The sequence below is a fragment of the Sphaerisporangium fuscum genome, assembly GCF_018531465.1.
Taxonomy (GTDB): domain Bacteria; phylum Actinomycetota; class Actinomycetes; order Streptosporangiales; family Streptosporangiaceae; genus Sphaerisporangium; species Sphaerisporangium fuscum.
Genome location: NZ_JAHDTF010000038.1, coordinates 68,313 through 84,120, shown reverse-complemented (window position 1 = coordinate 84,120; position 15,808 = coordinate 68,313). Strand labels below are relative to the sequence as shown.

19 protein-coding genes are annotated in these 15,808 nt (G+C 70.8%); 8 read left to right on the top strand and 11 right to left on the bottom strand.

Going from position 1 to position 15,808, the window contains the following annotated elements:
• Positions 1-12: 12 nt before the first annotated feature.
• The 3 genes from KIK05_RS38930 to KIK05_RS38920 all read left to right on the top strand — a co-directional run bounded on the left by KIK05_RS38930 (position 13) and on the right by KIK05_RS38920 (position 3,571).
• Positions 13-870, top strand: a complete 858-nt coding sequence (locus KIK05_RS38930; protein WP_214415889.1) for a sulfotransferase domain-containing protein — start codon at positions 13-15, stop codon at positions 868-870.
• Positions 871-1,022: 152 nt separating this feature from the next.
• On the top strand, positions 1,023-2,543 hold the full coding sequence (locus KIK05_RS38925; protein ID WP_308250300.1) for an oligosaccharide flippase family protein: 1,521 nt from the start codon (positions 1,023-1,025) through the stop codon (positions 2,541-2,543).
• Between the two features lie 53 nt (positions 2,544-2,596).
• Complete coding sequence (locus KIK05_RS38920; protein WP_214415888.1) at positions 2,597-3,571, top strand: sulfotransferase; 975 nt, start codon at positions 2,597-2,599, stop codon at positions 3,569-3,571.
• Positions 3,572-3,701: 130 nt separating this feature from the next.
• On the opposite strand, the gene KIK05_RS38915 is transcribed toward KIK05_RS38920, so the two are convergent.
• Positions 3,702-4,475 carry a WecB/TagA/CpsF family glycosyltransferase gene (locus tag KIK05_RS38915; protein ID WP_504740207.1) on the bottom strand — a complete coding sequence of 258 codons (774 nt, stop codon included), beginning with the start codon at positions 4,473-4,475 and terminating at the stop codon, positions 3,702-3,704.
• Between KIK05_RS38915 and KIK05_RS49205 the strand changes: the two genes are divergently transcribed.
• The gene (locus KIK05_RS49205; protein ID WP_250564162.1) at positions 4,401-4,556 is read left to right on the top strand and encodes a hypothetical protein; all 156 of its coding nucleotides are present in this window, start codon (positions 4,401-4,403) and stop codon (positions 4,554-4,556) included. The genes KIK05_RS38915 and KIK05_RS49205 overlap by 75 nt on opposite strands.
• Before the next feature lie 11 nt (positions 4,557-4,567).
• Here the strand turns inward: KIK05_RS49205 and KIK05_RS38910 are convergent, their stop codons facing one another.
• From KIK05_RS38910 to KIK05_RS47595, 7 genes are all read right to left on the bottom strand, one after another.
• Positions 4,568-5,578, bottom strand: a complete 1,011-nt coding sequence (locus tag KIK05_RS38910; protein ID WP_214415886.1) for a glycosyltransferase family 2 protein — start codon at positions 5,576-5,578, stop codon at positions 4,568-4,570.
• Positions 5,575-6,561, bottom strand: coding sequence for a sulfotransferase (locus KIK05_RS38905; protein WP_308250298.1), 987 nt, complete (start codon positions 6,559-6,561; stop codon positions 5,575-5,577). Before KIK05_RS38905 ends, KIK05_RS38910 begins: the two co-directional genes overlap by 4 nt.
• 254 nt (positions 6,562-6,815) lie before the next feature.
• Positions 6,816-7,613 (bottom strand): NAD(P)-binding domain-containing protein, encoded by a 798-nt coding sequence (locus tag KIK05_RS38900; RefSeq protein WP_308250297.1) that lies wholly within the window; start codon positions 7,611-7,613, stop codon positions 6,816-6,818.
• 79 nt (positions 7,614-7,692) lie between these two features.
• On the bottom strand, positions 7,693-8,673 hold the full coding sequence (locus KIK05_RS38895) for an aldo/keto reductase (RefSeq protein WP_214415884.1): 981 nt from the start codon (positions 8,671-8,673) through the stop codon (positions 7,693-7,695).
• A 151-nt stretch (positions 8,674-8,824) separates the two neighbouring features.
• Positions 8,825-9,274, bottom strand: coding sequence for a PGF-CTERM sorting domain-containing protein (locus KIK05_RS38890; protein ID WP_214415883.1), 450 nt, complete (start codon positions 9,272-9,274; stop codon positions 8,825-8,827).
• A gap of 20 nt (positions 9,275-9,294) precedes the next feature.
• Positions 9,295-9,489, bottom strand: a complete 195-nt coding sequence (locus KIK05_RS47600) for an alpha/beta hydrolase (RefSeq protein WP_308250296.1) — start codon at positions 9,487-9,489, stop codon at positions 9,295-9,297.
• 26 nt (positions 9,490-9,515) lie between these two features.
• Entirely contained in the window at positions 9,516-9,794 is a 279-nt protein-coding gene (locus KIK05_RS47595; RefSeq protein ID WP_250564190.1) for a hypothetical protein, read from the bottom strand.
• Positions 9,795-9,883: 89 nt separating this feature from the next.
• Between KIK05_RS47595 and KIK05_RS38880 the strand changes: the two genes are divergently transcribed.
• Positions 9,884-10,519, top strand: a complete 636-nt coding sequence (locus KIK05_RS38880; RefSeq protein WP_214415882.1) for a TetR/AcrR family transcriptional regulator — start codon at positions 9,884-9,886, stop codon at positions 10,517-10,519.
• A 43-nt stretch (positions 10,520-10,562) separates the two neighbouring features.
• Here KIK05_RS38880 and KIK05_RS38875 read toward each other — a convergent pair whose 3' ends face one another.
• A complete protein-coding gene (locus KIK05_RS38875) occupies positions 10,563-11,591 on the bottom strand; it encodes a threonine ammonia-lyase (RefSeq protein WP_214415881.1) in 1,029 nt (342 codons plus the stop codon).
• 100 nt (positions 11,592-11,691) lie between these two features.
• Here KIK05_RS38875 and KIK05_RS38870 point away from each other — a divergent pair, with 100 nt between their 5' ends.
• Both KIK05_RS38870 and KIK05_RS47590 read left to right on the top strand, forming a co-directional pair.
• The gene (locus KIK05_RS38870; protein ID WP_214415880.1) at positions 11,692-12,207 is read left to right on the top strand and encodes an Lrp/AsnC family transcriptional regulator; all 516 of its coding nucleotides are present in this window, start codon (positions 11,692-11,694) and stop codon (positions 12,205-12,207) included.
• Between the two features lie 453 nt (positions 12,208-12,660).
• On the top strand, positions 12,661-13,128 hold the full coding sequence (locus tag KIK05_RS47590; RefSeq protein WP_214415879.1) for a cupin domain-containing protein: 468 nt from the start codon (positions 12,661-12,663) through the stop codon (positions 13,126-13,128).
• Between the two features lie 9 nt (positions 13,129-13,137).
• Here KIK05_RS47590 and KIK05_RS38860 read toward each other — a convergent pair whose 3' ends face one another.
• Together KIK05_RS38860 and KIK05_RS38855 are read right to left on the bottom strand one after the other, a co-directional pair.
• On the bottom strand, positions 13,138-14,217 hold the full coding sequence (locus KIK05_RS38860) for an LCP family protein (RefSeq protein ID WP_214415878.1): 1,080 nt from the start codon (positions 14,215-14,217) through the stop codon (positions 13,138-13,140).
• 2 nt (positions 14,218-14,219) lie between these two features.
• Positions 14,220-14,801, bottom strand: coding sequence for an RNA polymerase sigma factor (locus KIK05_RS38855; RefSeq protein ID WP_214415877.1), 582 nt, complete (start codon positions 14,799-14,801; stop codon positions 14,220-14,222).
• Positions 14,802-15,013: 212 nt separating this feature from the next.
• Here KIK05_RS38855 and KIK05_RS38850 point away from each other — a divergent pair, with 212 nt between their 5' ends.
• Positions 15,014-15,694 (top strand): phospholipase D-like domain-containing protein, encoded by a 681-nt coding sequence (locus KIK05_RS38850; protein WP_214415876.1) that lies wholly within the window; start codon positions 15,014-15,016, stop codon positions 15,692-15,694.
• The last annotated feature ends 114 nt before the right edge of the window (positions 15,695-15,808 follow it).

Genomic DNA, 15,808 nt, shown 5'->3' with positions numbered 1-15,808 from the left:
CCCAGTCCTCACATGAACCGAGCCGTGAAACGGTCCGCGCACGCCATCTCCCACACGGCCGGACGGCTCACCGTGGGCGGGCGCCTCCTGCCGTCGTTCCTCATCATCGGGGCGCAGCGCTGCGGCACCACCTCGCTGTACCGCGCGCTCGCCCAGCATCCCCTGATGCTCAAACCCGTGCTCCGCAAGGGCGTCCACTACTTCGACACCTCCTACGGCAGAGGCATGTCGTGGTACCGCGCCCACTTCCCCCTGAAGGTCACGGCCGAGCGGCTGCGGCGGAGGTACGGCGCGCGCCCGCTCGCCTTCGAGTCCTCGCCGTACTACCTGTTCCACCCCCTGGCCGCCTCGCGCATCGCACGTGACCTGCCAGGGGTGAAACTGATCGTGCTGGTGCGCGACCCGGTCGAGCGCGCGTACTCCGCCCATGCCCACGAGCTGGCCCGCGGGTTCGAGACCGAGCCGTCGTTCGAGCGGGCGGTCGAGATGGAGGTCCGGCGGCTCGCCGGGGAGGCCGAACGGCTCCGCGACCACCCGTACGCCGTCAGCCACGCCCACCGCCACCACGCCTACCTCGCCCGGGGGCGGTACGCCGAACAGCTCGCCCGGATCGAGCCGCTGGTGGACCGCGAGCGCATCCTGGTGGTCGACAGCGGGCGCTTCTTCACCTCTCCCGAGACGGTGTACGACCGGGTGCTGGAATTCCTCGGCCTTCCCCGCATGGGCGACCCGGCGTTCGAACGGCACAACGCCCGACCTCGCGCCATCGATATGCCCGATCCGGTGCGGCGCGCCCTGTCGGCCCATTTCGCCCCATGGGACGACGAGCTGGAGCCCTGGCTCGGCACCAGGCCATCATGGCGCTGCTGACCGGCGACCCGGAGCGCCCAGAAGCCGGCAGCACACCACCCCACCCGCTCACAGCCCATTCCGCAGAACCTTCGGCCCCACCGCTCACACCTGATTCCTCAGAACCGCAGAAGGCCTCCCCACAACCTGCGGCCTCAGCACCCACGAGCCGCGTGGCCTCTCTGGTGTCACAGGCGTCTCTGGTCAAGGGCGGTCTCGCGGGCCTGGTGGCGGCGGTCGTCGGTGCCGGGTCGCAGCTCCTGCTCGTGGTGGCGGTCACCCGGACGTACGACGCCCACACGGCCGGCACCCTCTTCACGGCCACGACACTGTGCCTGATGACCGCGGGCGTCCTGAAGCTCGACTCCGGCAACGCCCTGATCTACTTCATCGCCCGCTCCCACAGACCCGCCCTTATCTCCTCCGACATTTCCCGATATTTCCGGGTGGCCCTGCTGCCGGTGAGCGTCCTCTCCCTGCTCACGGGCACCGCCGTGCTGCTGTACGCCGACGGGCTGGCCACCGTGACCCTGCCCGGCCACGAGACGTCCGGGCTCGCCACCGCCCTGCGCACGCTGGCCGTCGCGCTGCCCGTCCTGGTCTGCGCCGACGTCCTGGTCTCGGCCACCAGGGGCTTCGGCGTCATGCGCCCGACCGCCCTGCTCACCGGGGTGCTCCAACCGGGTGGGCAGCTCGTCCTGGTCGGGCTCCTCGCCCTGGCCGGAGTCACGGCGGACCCCCTCCAGGCGCTCTGCGTCGCGTGGGCCCTGCCCGCCCTGCCGGTGCTCGTCCTCGCCACCGTCTGGCTACGCCGCCGCCTCCGTCTCCCCGCTCCCGCTGCCGTCCCGCCACGCGACCTCGCCGATCGCACCCGCCCCGCACTCAGCGCTTCCCCGCCACACCACCTCGCCGCTCCCGGCTGTCCCGTTCCCGGCGCCTTCCCGCCACGCCGTCACGCCTCTGCCGCCCCCCGTCCCTCCGGTACCGCCCGGCTTCGTCCTCGGCCCGCCGTCCCGGACGCCGCCCGCGAGTTCTGGCGGTACGCCGCGCCACGCGCTCTCGGCGGGGCCGTGCAGGCGATCTTCCAGCGGCTGGACATCGTCATCGTGGCCGTCCTGGCCGGTCCGGAGCACGCGGCCCTGTACACCGCCGCGACCCGCTTCAAGGTGGTGGGCCAGCTCGTCAACCAGGGGCTCGCCCAGGCCGTACACCCCCGGCTGGTGCGGGCGATGGCCAACGGCGACCTGCCGCTCGCCCGCAGGCTCTACCAGACGACGACCATGTGGCTGGTCGTGGTGACCTGGCCGATCTGGTTGGGGTACGCCGCGCTCGCGCCCTGGCTGCTCGCGGTGTTCGGCGACGGCTACCGCGACGGGGCCGCCGTCGCCGTCGTACTGGCCCTCACCATGGCGGTCGCCACGGCGTGCGGCATGGTGGACGTCGTCCTGATCGCGGCCGGGCACACGGCGTCGAGCATGGCGAACATCCTCACCGCGACGGCGGTGACCGTCGCCCTCGACCTCGCCCTGGTCCCCGCGCACGGCGCCCTGGGTGCGGCACTGGGCTGGTCGGGCGGGGTCGTGGCGAAGAACCTCCTGCCGCTGCTGCAGATGGCCCGCCGGTACGGCCTTCGTCCCTTCGGCGCGCACAGCCTCTCCGCGCTGCGCGCCTGGCGTCCGGAGGAGGCGGCGTGAAACCAGCCTCCCCGGCCGGCCCCGCAGGTGAGGACGCGTCCCCGTCCGATCCGATGTCAGCGAAACAGGCGGTCTCCCCCGAAGACGCCGGAATCCGGGGGACGGAGGCCGGGAATCCGATCCTGGTCACGGGCTTGCCGAGGAGCGGTACGAGCTGGGCGGGCAAGATGCTCGCGGCCGGCGGCGAGGTCGTGTACGTCAATGAGCCGCTCAACCCCCAGCGCCCGCCGGGCCGCTCCCCCGGCGTGCTGAACGCCCAGGTCACTCACCGTTTCCAGTACATCTGTGCGGACGACGAAGATCCCTGGCTGCGGGCGTTCTCCGACACCGTCGCGCTGCGCTACGGGTACGCCGCCGAGCTGCGCCGCAACCGCTCGCCGTCCGACCTCGCGCGGCTGGTCAAGTACGCCACGGCCTTCACCGTGGGCCGGCTGCGGGGCCGCAGGGCCCTCCTGGACGACCCGTTCGCACTGTTCTCCGCCGGTTGGTTCGCCGAGCGGCTCGGCTGCCGGGTGGTCCTGCTGGTCCGCGACCCGGTGTCGTTCGTCGGGAGCTGGCAGCGGCTCGGGTGGAGCGTGGACGTCCGCGAACTGCTCGGACAGCCGCTCCTCGTCCGCGATCATCCCCAGGTGGAGAGCGTGCGCCGGCTCGCCGGCTCCCAGGACCGCATCGCGAGGACCGCCGCCCTGTGGGACGTGGCACGCGCCGTCGCGGAAGACCTGGCCGCGCGGCACCCGTCCATCCGCGTCGTGCGATACGAGCACCTCGCCGCCGACCCCGTCGCCGCCTATCGTGACCTGTACGCCTGGTGCGGGCTCGCCTGGTCCGACCGCGCCGCCCGCCGCATCACCAGGGCATGCACCGCCCCGGCGCGCGGCCTGTCACCCGGCAACGGCTTCGCCTGGACCGGCCTGTCACGCACGGCCTACCGCCCCATGGACTCCCGCCGCGCCCTCACCGCCCACCACGACCGGCTCACCCCGGAAGAGATCACGCGCATCCAAACCCTCACCACTCCTCACCTCTGACATCACCACGGCTCCGCCGTACGGCGGCGCCGGATTCACCGCACCACCTCCCACCCACGCGGCGCCGAAAAGGCAGGCAAGACAGCCGACGAAGTGGCCAGCGGAGTGTGGTGGCTTCGGCGTGCGGCAGCTACCAGGGGCGCTGTGGCTCGCGGGAATGTCCGGAGGGGAGCCGTTGGGTGAGGCGTTTCAGCAGGCAGCCGGTGAGGAGGCGGAGGGCGAAGGGGAGGTCGTCGACGAGGTAGCGGCGCGCCAGGCGGCCCGGCTCGGAGGCCAGGCGGAACAGCCACTCGAGCCCGGAGCGCCGCATCCATTCCGGCGCCCTGCGCACCGCGCCCGCCGTGAACGCGATCGCCGAGCCGCAGCCGACGAACCAGGTGCCCGGCAGATCGGCCCGCAGTATGCGGACCAGCCGATCCTGCTTGGGGAAGCCGAGCCCGACGAAAACCACCCGCGGCCGCGCGGCGACCAGCGCCTCGCGTACGTCGGCGAGAGCCTCAACCGACGTCTCGAACCCCCGCGCCGGGCTCGCCACCCCGGCGACGCGCAGGCCGGGACAGCGCCCGCGCAGCACCTCCGACGCCCTCGCCGCGACACCGGGTGGCCCACCGAGGAGGTAGACCGGCAACCCCTCGGCCGCGGCGGCCTCCGAGAGCGACCAGATCAGGTCGGCCCCGGTGATGCGCTCGGGAAGGGGCGTGCCGAGCAGCTTCGACGCCCACACCAGAGGCATGCCGTCGGCCACGGCCAGGTCGGCGCCCGCCACGATGGCCCGGACCTCGGGATCCCTCGCGCAGGCACGGCAGATGTCGACATTGGGGGTGACCACGTGCCCGCCTTCCCCCCGCGCGAGGGCGGCGACGACGTGGCCAACCACCTCCCCCTCCGTGAGAGCGTCGACCACGACGCCCGCGACCGTGACACGGGGGCGGCTCCCAGTGGCCACGAGCGCGACGCCCTCACGAGCCCGCTTGCCGTGAAGTAGATGGCGTGTCATCAGATGCCGTGCCCTCGCGTGTGGAGGAGACCGAGCACGACGTGTGCGGGGACCACGCCGAGCGCGACGGCGAGGGCGATCGGCACCCGCGGCTCGCCCCGGCGCGCGGCGAACGCCCTGATCGCCCAGCGCGTCGCCTCGCGGCGGCGTCCGAGGGCCGCGTTGTGGAAGGCCAGCTGACCGTAGACGCGGGCCGCGCCGCGCGGGTCGGCGGCGAGGCCGGGGTGGCGGGCGAGCATCCACTCCAGGCCCGCGATGCGGTCGGCCCAGCGGGTCACGTAGGCGGAGGCGCCCCAGCGGACCCGCACCAGGGGCCGGTCGACGTACGCGATGGGGTGGCGGGCGGCGGCGCGGAGCGCGAGATCCCAGTCTTCGTTCTGGCCGGCGGGCGCGCTCTCGTCGACCCAGAAGGATCCGCGCCTGAACAGGAACGTCGAGGAGTGGACCATCGCCATGCGGGAACGGGTGAGAGCGGCCCTGGTCACCCGGCTAGTACCGGCGAGGCGCGGCACCCGGTGGGCTCCGTACTCGACCTCGATGGCGCAGGCCGCGAACTCGGCCCCCGGATCGGCGTCGAGGGCGGCGAGCTGGGCGGCCAGCTTTCCGGGCAGCCACAGGTCGTCGTCATCGCAGAACGCCACCAGGTCGGTGCGGAGGGCGGCGATCCCGGTGTTACGGGCACCCGGCAGACCGGGACTGAACCGGTTGGCGACCACCCGAACGCCCTCGCCCCCGAGCTCGGCGGCGACCGCCCCAGGAGACAGACCATCGTCGCCCCCCCGGACGCCCTCGCCCGCGAGCTCGGCGGCAACCGGCTCAGAAGACAAGCCACGGATGCCCCCCTCCACGAGCTGGGCGGCAACGACTTGAGGAGACAGGCCGCCGTCGACCACCACGACGATGTCGGGAACCGCCGGATCCTCCTGCGCCTGGACGGCCCGTACGGCGGCCCGGAGCAGCCGGGGCCGGTCTCCCCTCGTCGGGATGACCACCCCCACGGTCGGGCTCACCGGCACTCCTGCGCGGCGACGCCCGCGGTCACCCATCGGGACGCGATCTCTTCCGGCCCCCGCTGGTCACGCAGCCGGTAGCCGTACTGGACCATCAGCGGCCAGGCGAGCGCGGTGACGAGCCATCGATGGCGGCGGGACAGGTGGCGGCACCAGGAGTCGTCCCTCGAGAGCGCGAGCGACCCGGCCGTGAACCGCATCGGGTTCCCGGCGCAGGTGTGCGCCATGGACAGCTCGGCGACACCTGGGCGCATGAACGCCAGGGCGGTGCCGCCCGCGTGGCCGCCGAGCCCCAGCCTGGCCAGCAAGGTGCCGAGGACGGCTCCGGGATCGGCCATCAGGTCTTCGTAGCGGACACGGATGACCGTGCCACCGCGGCGGGCGAGCAGCTCGAACGCGAGGTTCTGCACGACCCAGTGCACTGCCGTGCGGAACGGGCGCCAGCGGGTCATCGGCCGCCCGTTCTCGGGCCTGGTGACCCGCCGCCGCCACGAATAGGCGACCGCGCGCGGGTCGCGGACCACGTGGACGACGCTGAGGTCGACGACCGGCGAGGTGTTGAGGCAGAACGCCAGGGACGCGTGCTTGCTGGAGTCGACGACGACACGGCACGAGGTCACCTGGGCCGCCGCCTCGTAGACGCGGGAGTACGCCCGGGTGTACCCGCTGAGGCCCACCTTGTGCCGGTGGGCGGCCAGCGCCGGGATGTGCCGGGTGCGGTCGACCCTGTGCCGCAGGGTGAGGACGCGGTCGGCGAGCCCCGGCGACCACCCTCCGAACGCCCTGATGCCGACCCTGCGCCAGAACGCGCAGGCGGTGAACGGCTCACCGCACCCGCACGGCTCTCCGGCGCCGATCCCCCGCTCCCAGAGGTGGACCACCTCGCCGAGGGGCGCGACCCCGGGGACCTCGCCGAGCAGCCGCTCCAGCAGAGTCGTGCCGCTGCGCCCCAACCCTCCGATGAACACCACACGAACAGCCACTGACCCGAACCCCCGCCGCTACGACCGATACGCAACGTGTCGACGCTAGCGCTCTACGTAATCGAAAGGTGCGGAAACAGTAAAGGATCTACTTACCGTCGGGGCACGCCGACGAGCGATGCTGCCTGCCCAATACCCCTCCGGCCCCCAAGAGAAGATCTTGTCGCGGTCGATGCCGTGCGCGTGTCAGGGCGTCGAGCTGGGACTGCAGTTCCTGGGGGAGTGAGGAGCAGCGGGCGTACCCGATGCGGATGTCAGCGGTTTGTGAGAGACGACCGCCCCGTTGTCCCCTCAAGGCCAGCGAGGAGGTCATCGAGGGCCTGGGTGAGGGCTTCGGAGTTGGCAGCGGTGAACCAGGTGGTGCGGATGCGCTCGTTGTTTCCCTTCGGGGTCTCGTGGTCGGCCGCGAGTTGCTGCAGGGTGCGGGTCTGGTCGCTCAGGGCACGGCCGACCTCCTGGAAGAGGCTGCGTACGTAGCGGTCCGCGTCGTTGGAGGCGATGCCGTGGCCGACGGCCCAGGAGGTGAGCGTGGCGAGGTAGGAGTAGTGGGTGGTCAGCGTCCCCGTCACCGCGGAGAAGACGTTGAAAGCTTTCTCGTCCGCTACCGGGAGCACCCCGCCCAGGTGCTCGAAGAGGGAGTCCACCACCGGGTGGGACGGATACGTCACCGTGATGGAACGGCGTTCGCGTATGGCGGGCAGGGGAATGGCCCGTACGAGCGGTGCATCGGTGGCGAGCGTCGCGCGCAGGTCGTCGTTGCCGAGGCCGGACATCACGTTGATCACGATCTTGTCGTCGTCCACCGTCAGGCCGGCGAGTGCTTCGTGCCGGTCCTGGCGGCGTACGGCGATGATCACTATGTCGGAGTGGTCCACCACCGTCTGGTTGTCGGGACACACCCGCAGGCCCTCGTAGCGCTCGGACAGCTCCGCGGCCGTGCGGGCTCCGCGCGGGGAAAGAAACACCTCAGGCGTATCACCGCCCCGGTGATACAGGCCTTCCACGATGGCCCGGCCGATCTCGCCTACCCCGATGATGCCGATGCGCTTCACCGTGTCCTCCTCCATGGTCCATGCTGGTCGGGACCCGTGGCGGTCGGGTCCGTGTCGAGAGCGCCGTTCGCCGCGGGTCTCATTGGTCGATCATGCGGATGCTGTGGTCGCCGTATCGGGCTCCGTGGGCGCCGGTGGTGGGGACGGCCGCGTCGATGTGACTGAGGTCGGTCGCGGTCAGGTGCAGGTCGAGTGCGGCCAGGTTGTCGCGCAGGTGGGGGCGGCGGGAACTGCCGGGGATGGGGATGACGTCGTTGCCGCGGGTGAGGAGCCAGGCGAGGGCGACCTGGGCGGAGGTGACGCCCTTGGTGGCGGCGAGGTGGGAGATGGCGTCGACGATGGCCAGGTTGGCCTTGAGGTCGTCGCCGTTGTAACGGGGAGCGGTGGCGCGGAAGTCGCCGCTGTCGTAGCGGGTGGTGGTACGGACGGCTCCGGTGAGCAGGCCGCGACCGAGGGGGCTGTAGGCGACCAGGGCGGCGCCGAGGTCGCGGAGCGTGGGCAGGATGTCGTCTTCGACATGGCGTTCCCACAGTGAGTATTCGGTCTGGACGGCGCTGATCGGGTGAATGGCGTGGGCGCGGCGGAGAGTGGTGGCCGAGACTTCGGACAGGCCGATGTGACCTATCTTGCCCTGGGCGACCAGATCGGCCAGGGCGCCGACCGACTCCTCGACGGGTACGGCAGGGTCGATGCGGGCGAGGTAGTACACGTCGATGTGATCGGTGCGGAGCCGGCGCAGGGACGCTTCGCAGGCGCGGCGCAGATAGTCGGGTGCACCGGCGGGGACCAGCCCTTCGGCGGTGCGCCGGACGCCCGACTTGGTGGCCAGCACGACGCGGTCGCGGTGCGGTGCGAGGGCCCGGCCGACGAGTTCCTCGTTGGCTCCGTCGCCGTAGAAGTCGCCGGTGTCGAACATGGTGACGCCGGAATCGAGGGCTTCCAGCAAGGTGGCGGCGGCCTCGCGTGGGTCGGCGGGGCCGTAGCTGCCGGTCATGCTCATACAGCCGAGGCCGAGTCGGCTGACCGCTGGGCCGTCGGTGCCGAGGATGGTGGTGTGCATCGTTCCTCTCACGGGGTTTTCGGGCGTGAGGCTTCGCCCAGGGCTACTTCAGATCGGTGACCTGGCGTCGGTGCGCATGTTCCCGGGCGGGGCTGTCGCTCGGGCCGGTGCCGCCCGCCCCATCACCTGCGGAGTCCGCCGCAAGCCGGCGTCACACCGATCGTGATCGTCTCCACAACAACGCGACCGCCAGGAGTCCTGCCAGGCAGGGCGCCATGCCGGCCCAGCCCAGTGCCGGCGGCAGGCCGGTGTCGCCGGAGGTGTCCTTGGTGAGCAGCCCGGTCAGCCCGACGCTCGCGCCGAGTACGAACATCACGGTCGAGGTGGGACGGGCCCAGCGCTTGCCCGCCTTGACCGCCCACGTCGTCCAGAGCCAGGCGATGACGCCGAACGCTCCGATGACCGACAACAGGACCAGGTAGGTGGTGACGGCCGAGTCGACACGCGTCTGGGTGTAGGTGGGATAGCCGGCCTTGATGTGATCGGCCAGCAGATGGGTGGTGGCACGGTCGAGGTAGGGGGCGATCGTGGCGATGACGGTGAGCCCCAGGCCCGTGTACATGGCTGCGATCGCCGATCGCCGATGATGTTTCCTCGTCATCAGAGTGCTTTCCTTTCGCCTCACGCGGTCAGGGAGGATCGGAGGAACTCGAGGATCTCCGTCCGTGCGGTTCCGGCCTTGGGCGCCACGCCCGGCGTGCTGAGGAACGCGTGCCCCGCCCCGGGGTACTCAGATAGCCGCGCGGACGTCCCGGCCGCTCGCAGTCGTTCGGCGTAGTGGCGGCCGTGATCGGCCACCGGGTCGTGGGTCGGCACCACCACCAGCGCCGGGGCCAGTCCGTTCAGGTCGTCGGCATACAGCGGCGAGAGCGGTATACCCGGACCGGCAGGTCGCGGCCTGGGAGCGCCACCCGCTGCCAGCCGATGGCGGCGCCGGGATCCGGATTCCCGAGGATCGCCCGCGCCGCGCTGGACGCCCGCCAGCGGTTCTCCGCCTCGCGGTAGGCGACCAGCTCCTTCTCCGTCATCGCCGAGAAGTCCGGCTCCGGCGGCCGCTCCGCGACAGGGACCTCGCTCAGGGACTCCCCCTCGAACGGGAGGCGGTTGGTAGTGCTGGCCATGACTCTTCCCTTCATGAAACCTACGCCGTAGGTTTAATCCGACACCGTAGATTCTACGGTGTAGATTTGGCAACCAAGGAGGAGCAGACGTGACCAGACGCGCACGGGGCACCTCGGCGGGGCTCGACCGCACACGAATCGCGGCCGCCGCCGTCGCACTGGTCGACCGCGACGGCCTGGACCGCTTCGGGGTGCGGCGGCTCGCCGACGACCTCGGCGTCGACCCGATGTCGATCTACCACCACATCAAGGGCAAGGCGGCGCTGCTGGACGTGATCTGCGAGGCCGTGATCGCCGAGATGGAGGTCGACGCGGAGGAAGTACCTCACGATTGGGAACAGGTCGCCCGCCGAACAGCGCACGCCTACCGGCAGATGGCCTACCGGCACCCTCGGGTGTTCCCGCTGCTGGCCACCCGCCCTCAGACCTCACCGGTGGCCCTGGCCACGCTCGAACGCCTGGTCGCCGCGATGCGCCAGGCCGGCCTGCCCGACCAGGTGACCGCCGACGCGCCGATGGCGCTGTTCGGCTTTCTCAACGGCTATCTGCTGGCGGTCCTCAGCGGCAGCCCCGACAGGCCCGCGATCGACGCCACCGCGTACCCGACAATGGTCGCCCTCGCACCTCTCCAAACCGACTTCGGGTCCGAAACGGAGTTCGACCGATTGCTCGATGCCGTGCTGAGCGGGATCCGGGACCAGGCCGCACGGCAGGCAACCCACTGAGGCGCTCCTGCCGCGAGACATCCCCGCGCACACGACGACGCGCTCATCGGTTCCGTGAACCACCAGGTCGGCCCTCTGGGATTCGCGTGTCCGGGACGGGTCGTGCGAGCCGGGCCGCGAGTTCGCGGACCTGCTCGGGGCGGGGGTTGGCGCCGGTCAGCACCGTCACCGGCCGATCGCCGGGGACCATGCCCTCGGCGATCGCCGCCAGGCCCGCCGCCCCCGCCGGTTCCAGGACGATCCCGAGCGTGCGCGCCGCCAGTTCCATGGCGGCGGCGATCGCCTCGTCCGTCACCAGGACGATCTCGTCCACCAGCGCGCGGGCCCGCCGCACCGAGGCCTCCAGCGGGGAGCAAACCGCGATGCCGTCCGCGAAGGTGCGAGCGCGTTCGATGGAGACCGCGCGGCCGACGCGCAGGCTTTCCAGCATTGAGGGGGCGCCTTCGGCGTTGACTCCCACGATCCGTGTGCTGGGCGCGTGCTCCTTCATCCAGCGCGCCACGCCGTTGATCAGCGCGCCGTCGCCGACTGGGAGAACGACGGCGTCGAAGCCCGGACCACGCGCGCCGCCTGGCGCGCCGCGGGTCAACTCGACTCCGATCGTTCCGGCGCCCTCGGCGATCGCCGCCTGGAGACCGTCCTGCAGATGGACGCAGTCCGGATGGCGTTCGGCGTGGAGGGCCGCGGCCTTCCGTGCCGACGTGCCGTCCGGCCCTGCCGCAACGACCCGGGCGCCGAAGGTCTCCATCCGCTGCCGCTTGGCGGGATTGATCGTCTCGGGCACGAACACCTCGACCGGCATCCCGCGGGCCCGTCCCGCGTAGGCGACGGCCTGCCCGAAGTTGCCTGAGCTGGCGCACACCACCGGCGTGCCAGGGGCGAGCGTGCTCAGCATCAGATCGGCCCCCCGGCCCTTGAAGCTGCGCACCGGATTGGCCGTCTCCAGCTTCACCGTCACCGTGCGGCCGTCCAGCGCCTGACACAGCTGCTCGTCGAGGTACTGCGGGGTGTTGAGGAACACCGGATCGATCACCTGCACGGCCTTCTCGATCCGCGCCACGTCCAGATCCATGCGCGTCGCCTTTCCTGGGGGCTTCCGGACCCGGCCGACGCTAATCCAAAACCCGAGCGAAGCGATTGAGAATTTTCGCGCTGAAACGCAATAATTTTGCATGCCTGAACCGCCGCCGCCACTCCTGGACGAGATCGACGCGCAGCTCCTCGACCTCCTCCAGCGCGACGCCGGACGCACGCTGCACGACCTCGGCGAACGGGTCGGGCTCTCACCGAGCGCCGTCCAGCGACGCATCGCCCGCTACCGCAAGGACGGCCTCATCACCAGGCAGGTCGCCGTCCTCGACCCACACCGCTTCGGCCCCACCGTCCTGGCCACGGTCCTGGTGACCCTTGACCAGGAATCGTTCGAACACCACCGAGCCTTCGCCGAACGGATGCGCGCGAACCCGCAGGTCCAGCAGTGCTACCAGGTCGCGGGACCGTGGGACTACGTGGTCGTCCTGGCCGCGCGGAGCATGCGCGACTGCAGCCGCCTCGGCGACCGCCTGTTCAAAGCGGACGACAACATCAGGCGCTACGAAACCCTGCTCGTCTTCGACACCATCAAGACCGGCCTGGCCCTCCCGCTGCCGGCGCCACAGCCCTCTCGAGCACAACACGGGCGGCCATAAGACGGGAGGGCCCGGCGACGACCAGATCGACGGCGGGCGTCACCGTCGCCAACGACGGCCGGGTGGGCCACGCCAGAGGCGCCATCGCCTGACCAGCCCGGCCAGCTCCAAGACGAAGAAGTCCACCTTCTCAAGGACGGCGTTGAACGCCACGGGTATGAGCACGAGTTCGTCGGTGGCCGGCCCGGACAAGGTCAATCTCAGCGATAACCACCTTCCTGGGTTCCTGAACCCCGGACTCACCGCATGCCGAAGAGGGGGGCCACGAACACCTGAAGACCAGGTGCGAGGCCCTTGCCCCCAAACGAGGCCATTGCCCGCCGAAGTGATCCCCGGCTTGGCCACCTGGACACGGAGACCGAGCTCTGGGGCTCCTGGTGGCCGCCGCCATCCCCGGCTTGGGCACAAGCGCACGGAGAGCGTGGATGCCTGGGGGTCTGTCAGAATTCGGGGGTGAGTGAGCAGAGGGGATCGGGGGCGCGTCCGTTGCTGCGGCGTCCCGAGGACGGGGAGCTGATCGACGTCGCCGGGGTGGAGCACTTCTTCCGGCTGACGGGTGAGCACACCGGGGGGCGCTTCGCGTTCGAGGAGTTCACCCTGGCGCCGGACACCATCGGCGCCCGGCCGCACATCCACATGGAGCACGACGAGTACTTCTACGTCCTTCAGGGCGAACTGACCCTCCACAACGGCGACGGCGAGATCACGGCGGGCCCGGGCCACCTGCTGGCGGCGGTGCGCGGTACGCCGCACGGGTTCCGCAACGCCGGTCCGCAGCTCGTGCGGGCCCTGTGCCTCTACACCCCCGCCGGGTACGAGGGGTACTTCCGCGAGGTGCACGCCGCCGTGGCCTCCGGCGTGGAGGCCACGGACGAACTGCTGGCCGAGTTCCGCGCCCGCTATCACACCACCACCCTCTGACCGGGGCTGCTACTCGCCCTGGAGCTGCTTGAAGAGCCGGCCGGCTTCGGGTTGCTTCCACTGGAGCCGGTTAGGGTCCTTCGGGTAGGGCTCCCACGGCACGGTGACGAACCGTATCCGCGGCTTGGCCTTCTGTACGTCCCGGGCGATGGAGATCATCTCGTCCATCCCGAAGTCCTCGTCGGTGCTGACCGACTTCGTGATGGCCTTCAGCAGGGCGAGCAAGCGCTCGGGGTTGTCCAGTTGGTCGCCGACCCGCTTGACCAGGCTCTTGAGAAACGTCTGCTGCCGCTGGATCCGCGAGATGTCGGATCCGTCCCCCATCGCGTAGCGCGTCCGAACGTACGCCAGTGCCGTCTCTCCGTCGACCATGCGCCGGCCGGCGGGCAGGCGCAGCTTGGACTTGGGGTCGTTCACGGCCTGCGGCAGGTCGATCTCCACCCCGCCCACCGCGTCGACGATGTCCTTGAAACCGGAGAAGTTCAGGGCGACGACGTGATCGACATGGAGACCTGTCGTGGACTCCACCGTCTTCCAGACACAGCTCCGCCCACCCGTCATGAAGGCCGAGTTCAGCATGTCCACCCTCGCGGGGTCGGTTCTACCGCCGGCGGTTCGGCATGAGGGCACCTTGACCATCGAGTCCCTCGGCAGGCTCACCGCGGTGATGTTCTTCCGGTCCGCCGGGATGTGCACGAGGATCATCGTGTCGCTCCGCTCACCCATATCGAGGTTGGTGCCGGTCGGCGGGGGCCTCCGGTCCGTACCCAGCAGGAGGATGTTGAGCGCCTTGCTCTGCTTCGGCGGACGCTGCCAGTCGGGGGAACCCATGGCGTTGTCCACCGTCTTCCCGCGCAGCAGCACCGTGGGCACCACGAGCAGGGCGGCGGTGACCGCGGCGAGTGCCGCGAGGGCGATCCAGCCGGCCCGGCCGCGCATCCCGACACCGAAGGCGATACCGAACCGCCTGCGGCGCGGGGCGACGCCGGCCGTCCTGTCGACCAGACGCTGCCGCTGGCGCACCAGGCCGGCGGGCGGCTGATGCTCGATCTCACGGCCGAGCTCGCGAAGGATGGTGAGGTCGTCCATGGCTACTCCTGGTCCTGCATGGGGTTGGCGTGGCCGAGTGCCTCGCGTACCTTGCGGCGCGCGCGGTTCAGGCGCGAGCGCACGGTTCCGATGGGTATGCCGAGGGCCTGCGCCACCTCCTCGTACGACAGGTCCCCCCACGCGAAGAGCAGGAGGACGTCGCGGTCGCCCTTGGAGAGCCGCGCCAGCGCGGGGGCGAGCAGGCGGCGGGCCGCCGACGCGGTGACGCCGTCCGCGACCCGGTCGGCGGGCCCCTCGGCGACGTCGTCCACCGGACTGCGCAGCAGTGCCCGGTACCGCGCGGCCTCGGTGCGGTGGTGGCGGGAGACGAGCTTGGTGACGATGCCGAACAGCCAGGGCCGTGCATCGGGATAGGTCAGGTCGTAGCGGTCGCGCCGGTCGAAGGCGATCAGAAAGGTCTCGCCGACGAGATCCTCGGCGACCTCGGGGCCGAGGCGGCGCGACACGTACCGGTAGAGCATCGCCGAGTAACGGTCGAACAGCGCGGCGAACGCCTCCGGTCGCGTCCTGGACTCCGCGATCAGCTCGGAGTCGCTGGTGTGGGTGACAGGAGGTGCGGTCATCGTCGGCACCATCGCATGAAGCCGGCCTTCCCGTAGGGGACTTGTCATGCTGTCTCGCCACAAGCCCCTGTACGGGTTCACGCCGAGACGGACCGGCCGCGCACGATCACGGTTGCGCTTCGATCACAATCGTTAAAATTTGCATGACATGACGCGAGCTGTGAAATCAGATGATCAAAGGAGTCAAACCATCCAGAGATGAGGAGGTCTCCATGCCGTTGTCCGCAACCCGGACCGCTTTAGGCGGCGTCGCGGTCGCCTTCGCGGTGCTTCTCACCGCCGGCCCCGCGAGCGCCGCCCCCGCTCACAGCACCCCCGCTCAGGGCACCCCCGCCAACGCCGCCGCCACCCAGACCGGGGTCGACCGCCGAGTCCTCCTGACCAAGGCGGACCAGCCCCCGGCCGGCGAGGCGTACGGGGACCCATGGGTCAACCCGTACTTCGAGCCCGGCGTCACCGGACCGATCTGCTGGCAGTACGGGCGCGACACGCACGCGAGCGCGGGCATCAGCGCCCGGTTCTCCACGCAGACGTGGTTCCACTCCTACAACGACGTCTGGGTCTTCCCGAGCGCCGACCAGGCGGCGGCCTTCGAACGGCAGTGGCGGGCCGACCTGAGCACCTGCGTCGACCGCAACCCGCCGGGAGAGACCGGCTCGTTCGTCCTCGACGTCACCAAGGTGGGCGACGCGGACGGGGTGGAGGTCCTGCGCTTCACCTCCGGCGTCAATCCGTACCCGGCGACGCAGCACTGGTGGGTGGCCGTGGTCCGCCAGGGCACCGCCGTGTACGCCGTCCAGCTCCTCGACTACCGGAACGGCGACCCGCAGCCCATGCCCTTCGACGACACCGTCGCCAAGATCAAGAAGAAGCTCGCCACGTACTACCCGTGACACCGCGCCGAAGGCGCTGAGACCTTTCAGAGTCACGGAGCAGGCTACGCATCGGCGTCGGCTCATGTACGGATGGCGCGATGTGTGGGGTGGGCGTCGTTGACGCCACGAAGA

Coding starts and splice junctions, on each gene's coding strand:
- KIK05_RS38855 (WP_214415877.1), bottom strand. CDS start 14,801: ATGACCGCACCTCCTGTCACCCACACCAGCGACTCCGAGCTGATCGCG.
- KIK05_RS38930 (WP_214415889.1), top strand. CDS start 13: ATGAACCGAGCCGTGAAACGGTCCGCGCACGCCATCTCCCACACGGCC.
- KIK05_RS38890 (WP_214415883.1), bottom strand. CDS start 9,274: ATGACGAGGAAACATCATCGGCGATCGGCGATCGCAGCCATGTACACG.
- KIK05_RS47595 (WP_250564190.1), bottom strand. CDS start 9,794: ATGGCCAGCACTACCAACCGCCTCCCGTTCGAGGGGGAGTCCCTGAGC.
- KIK05_RS38870 (WP_214415880.1), top strand. CDS start 11,692: ATGCCTGAACCGCCGCCGCCACTCCTGGACGAGATCGACGCGCAGCTC.
- KIK05_RS38895 (WP_214415884.1), bottom strand. CDS start 8,673: ATGCACACCACCATCCTCGGCACCGACGGCCCAGCGGTCAGCCGACTC.
- KIK05_RS38920 (WP_214415888.1), top strand. CDS start 2,597: ATGTCAGCGAAACAGGCGGTCTCCCCCGAAGACGCCGGAATCCGGGGG.
- KIK05_RS38860 (WP_214415878.1), bottom strand. CDS start 14,217: ATGGACGACCTCACCATCCTTCGCGAGCTCGGCCGTGAGATCGAGCAT.
- KIK05_RS38875 (WP_214415881.1), bottom strand. CDS start 11,591: ATGGATCTGGACGTGGCGCGGATCGAGAAGGCCGTGCAGGTGATCGAT.
- KIK05_RS38850 (WP_214415876.1), top strand. CDS start 15,014: ATGCCGTTGTCCGCAACCCGGACCGCTTTAGGCGGCGTCGCGGTCGCC.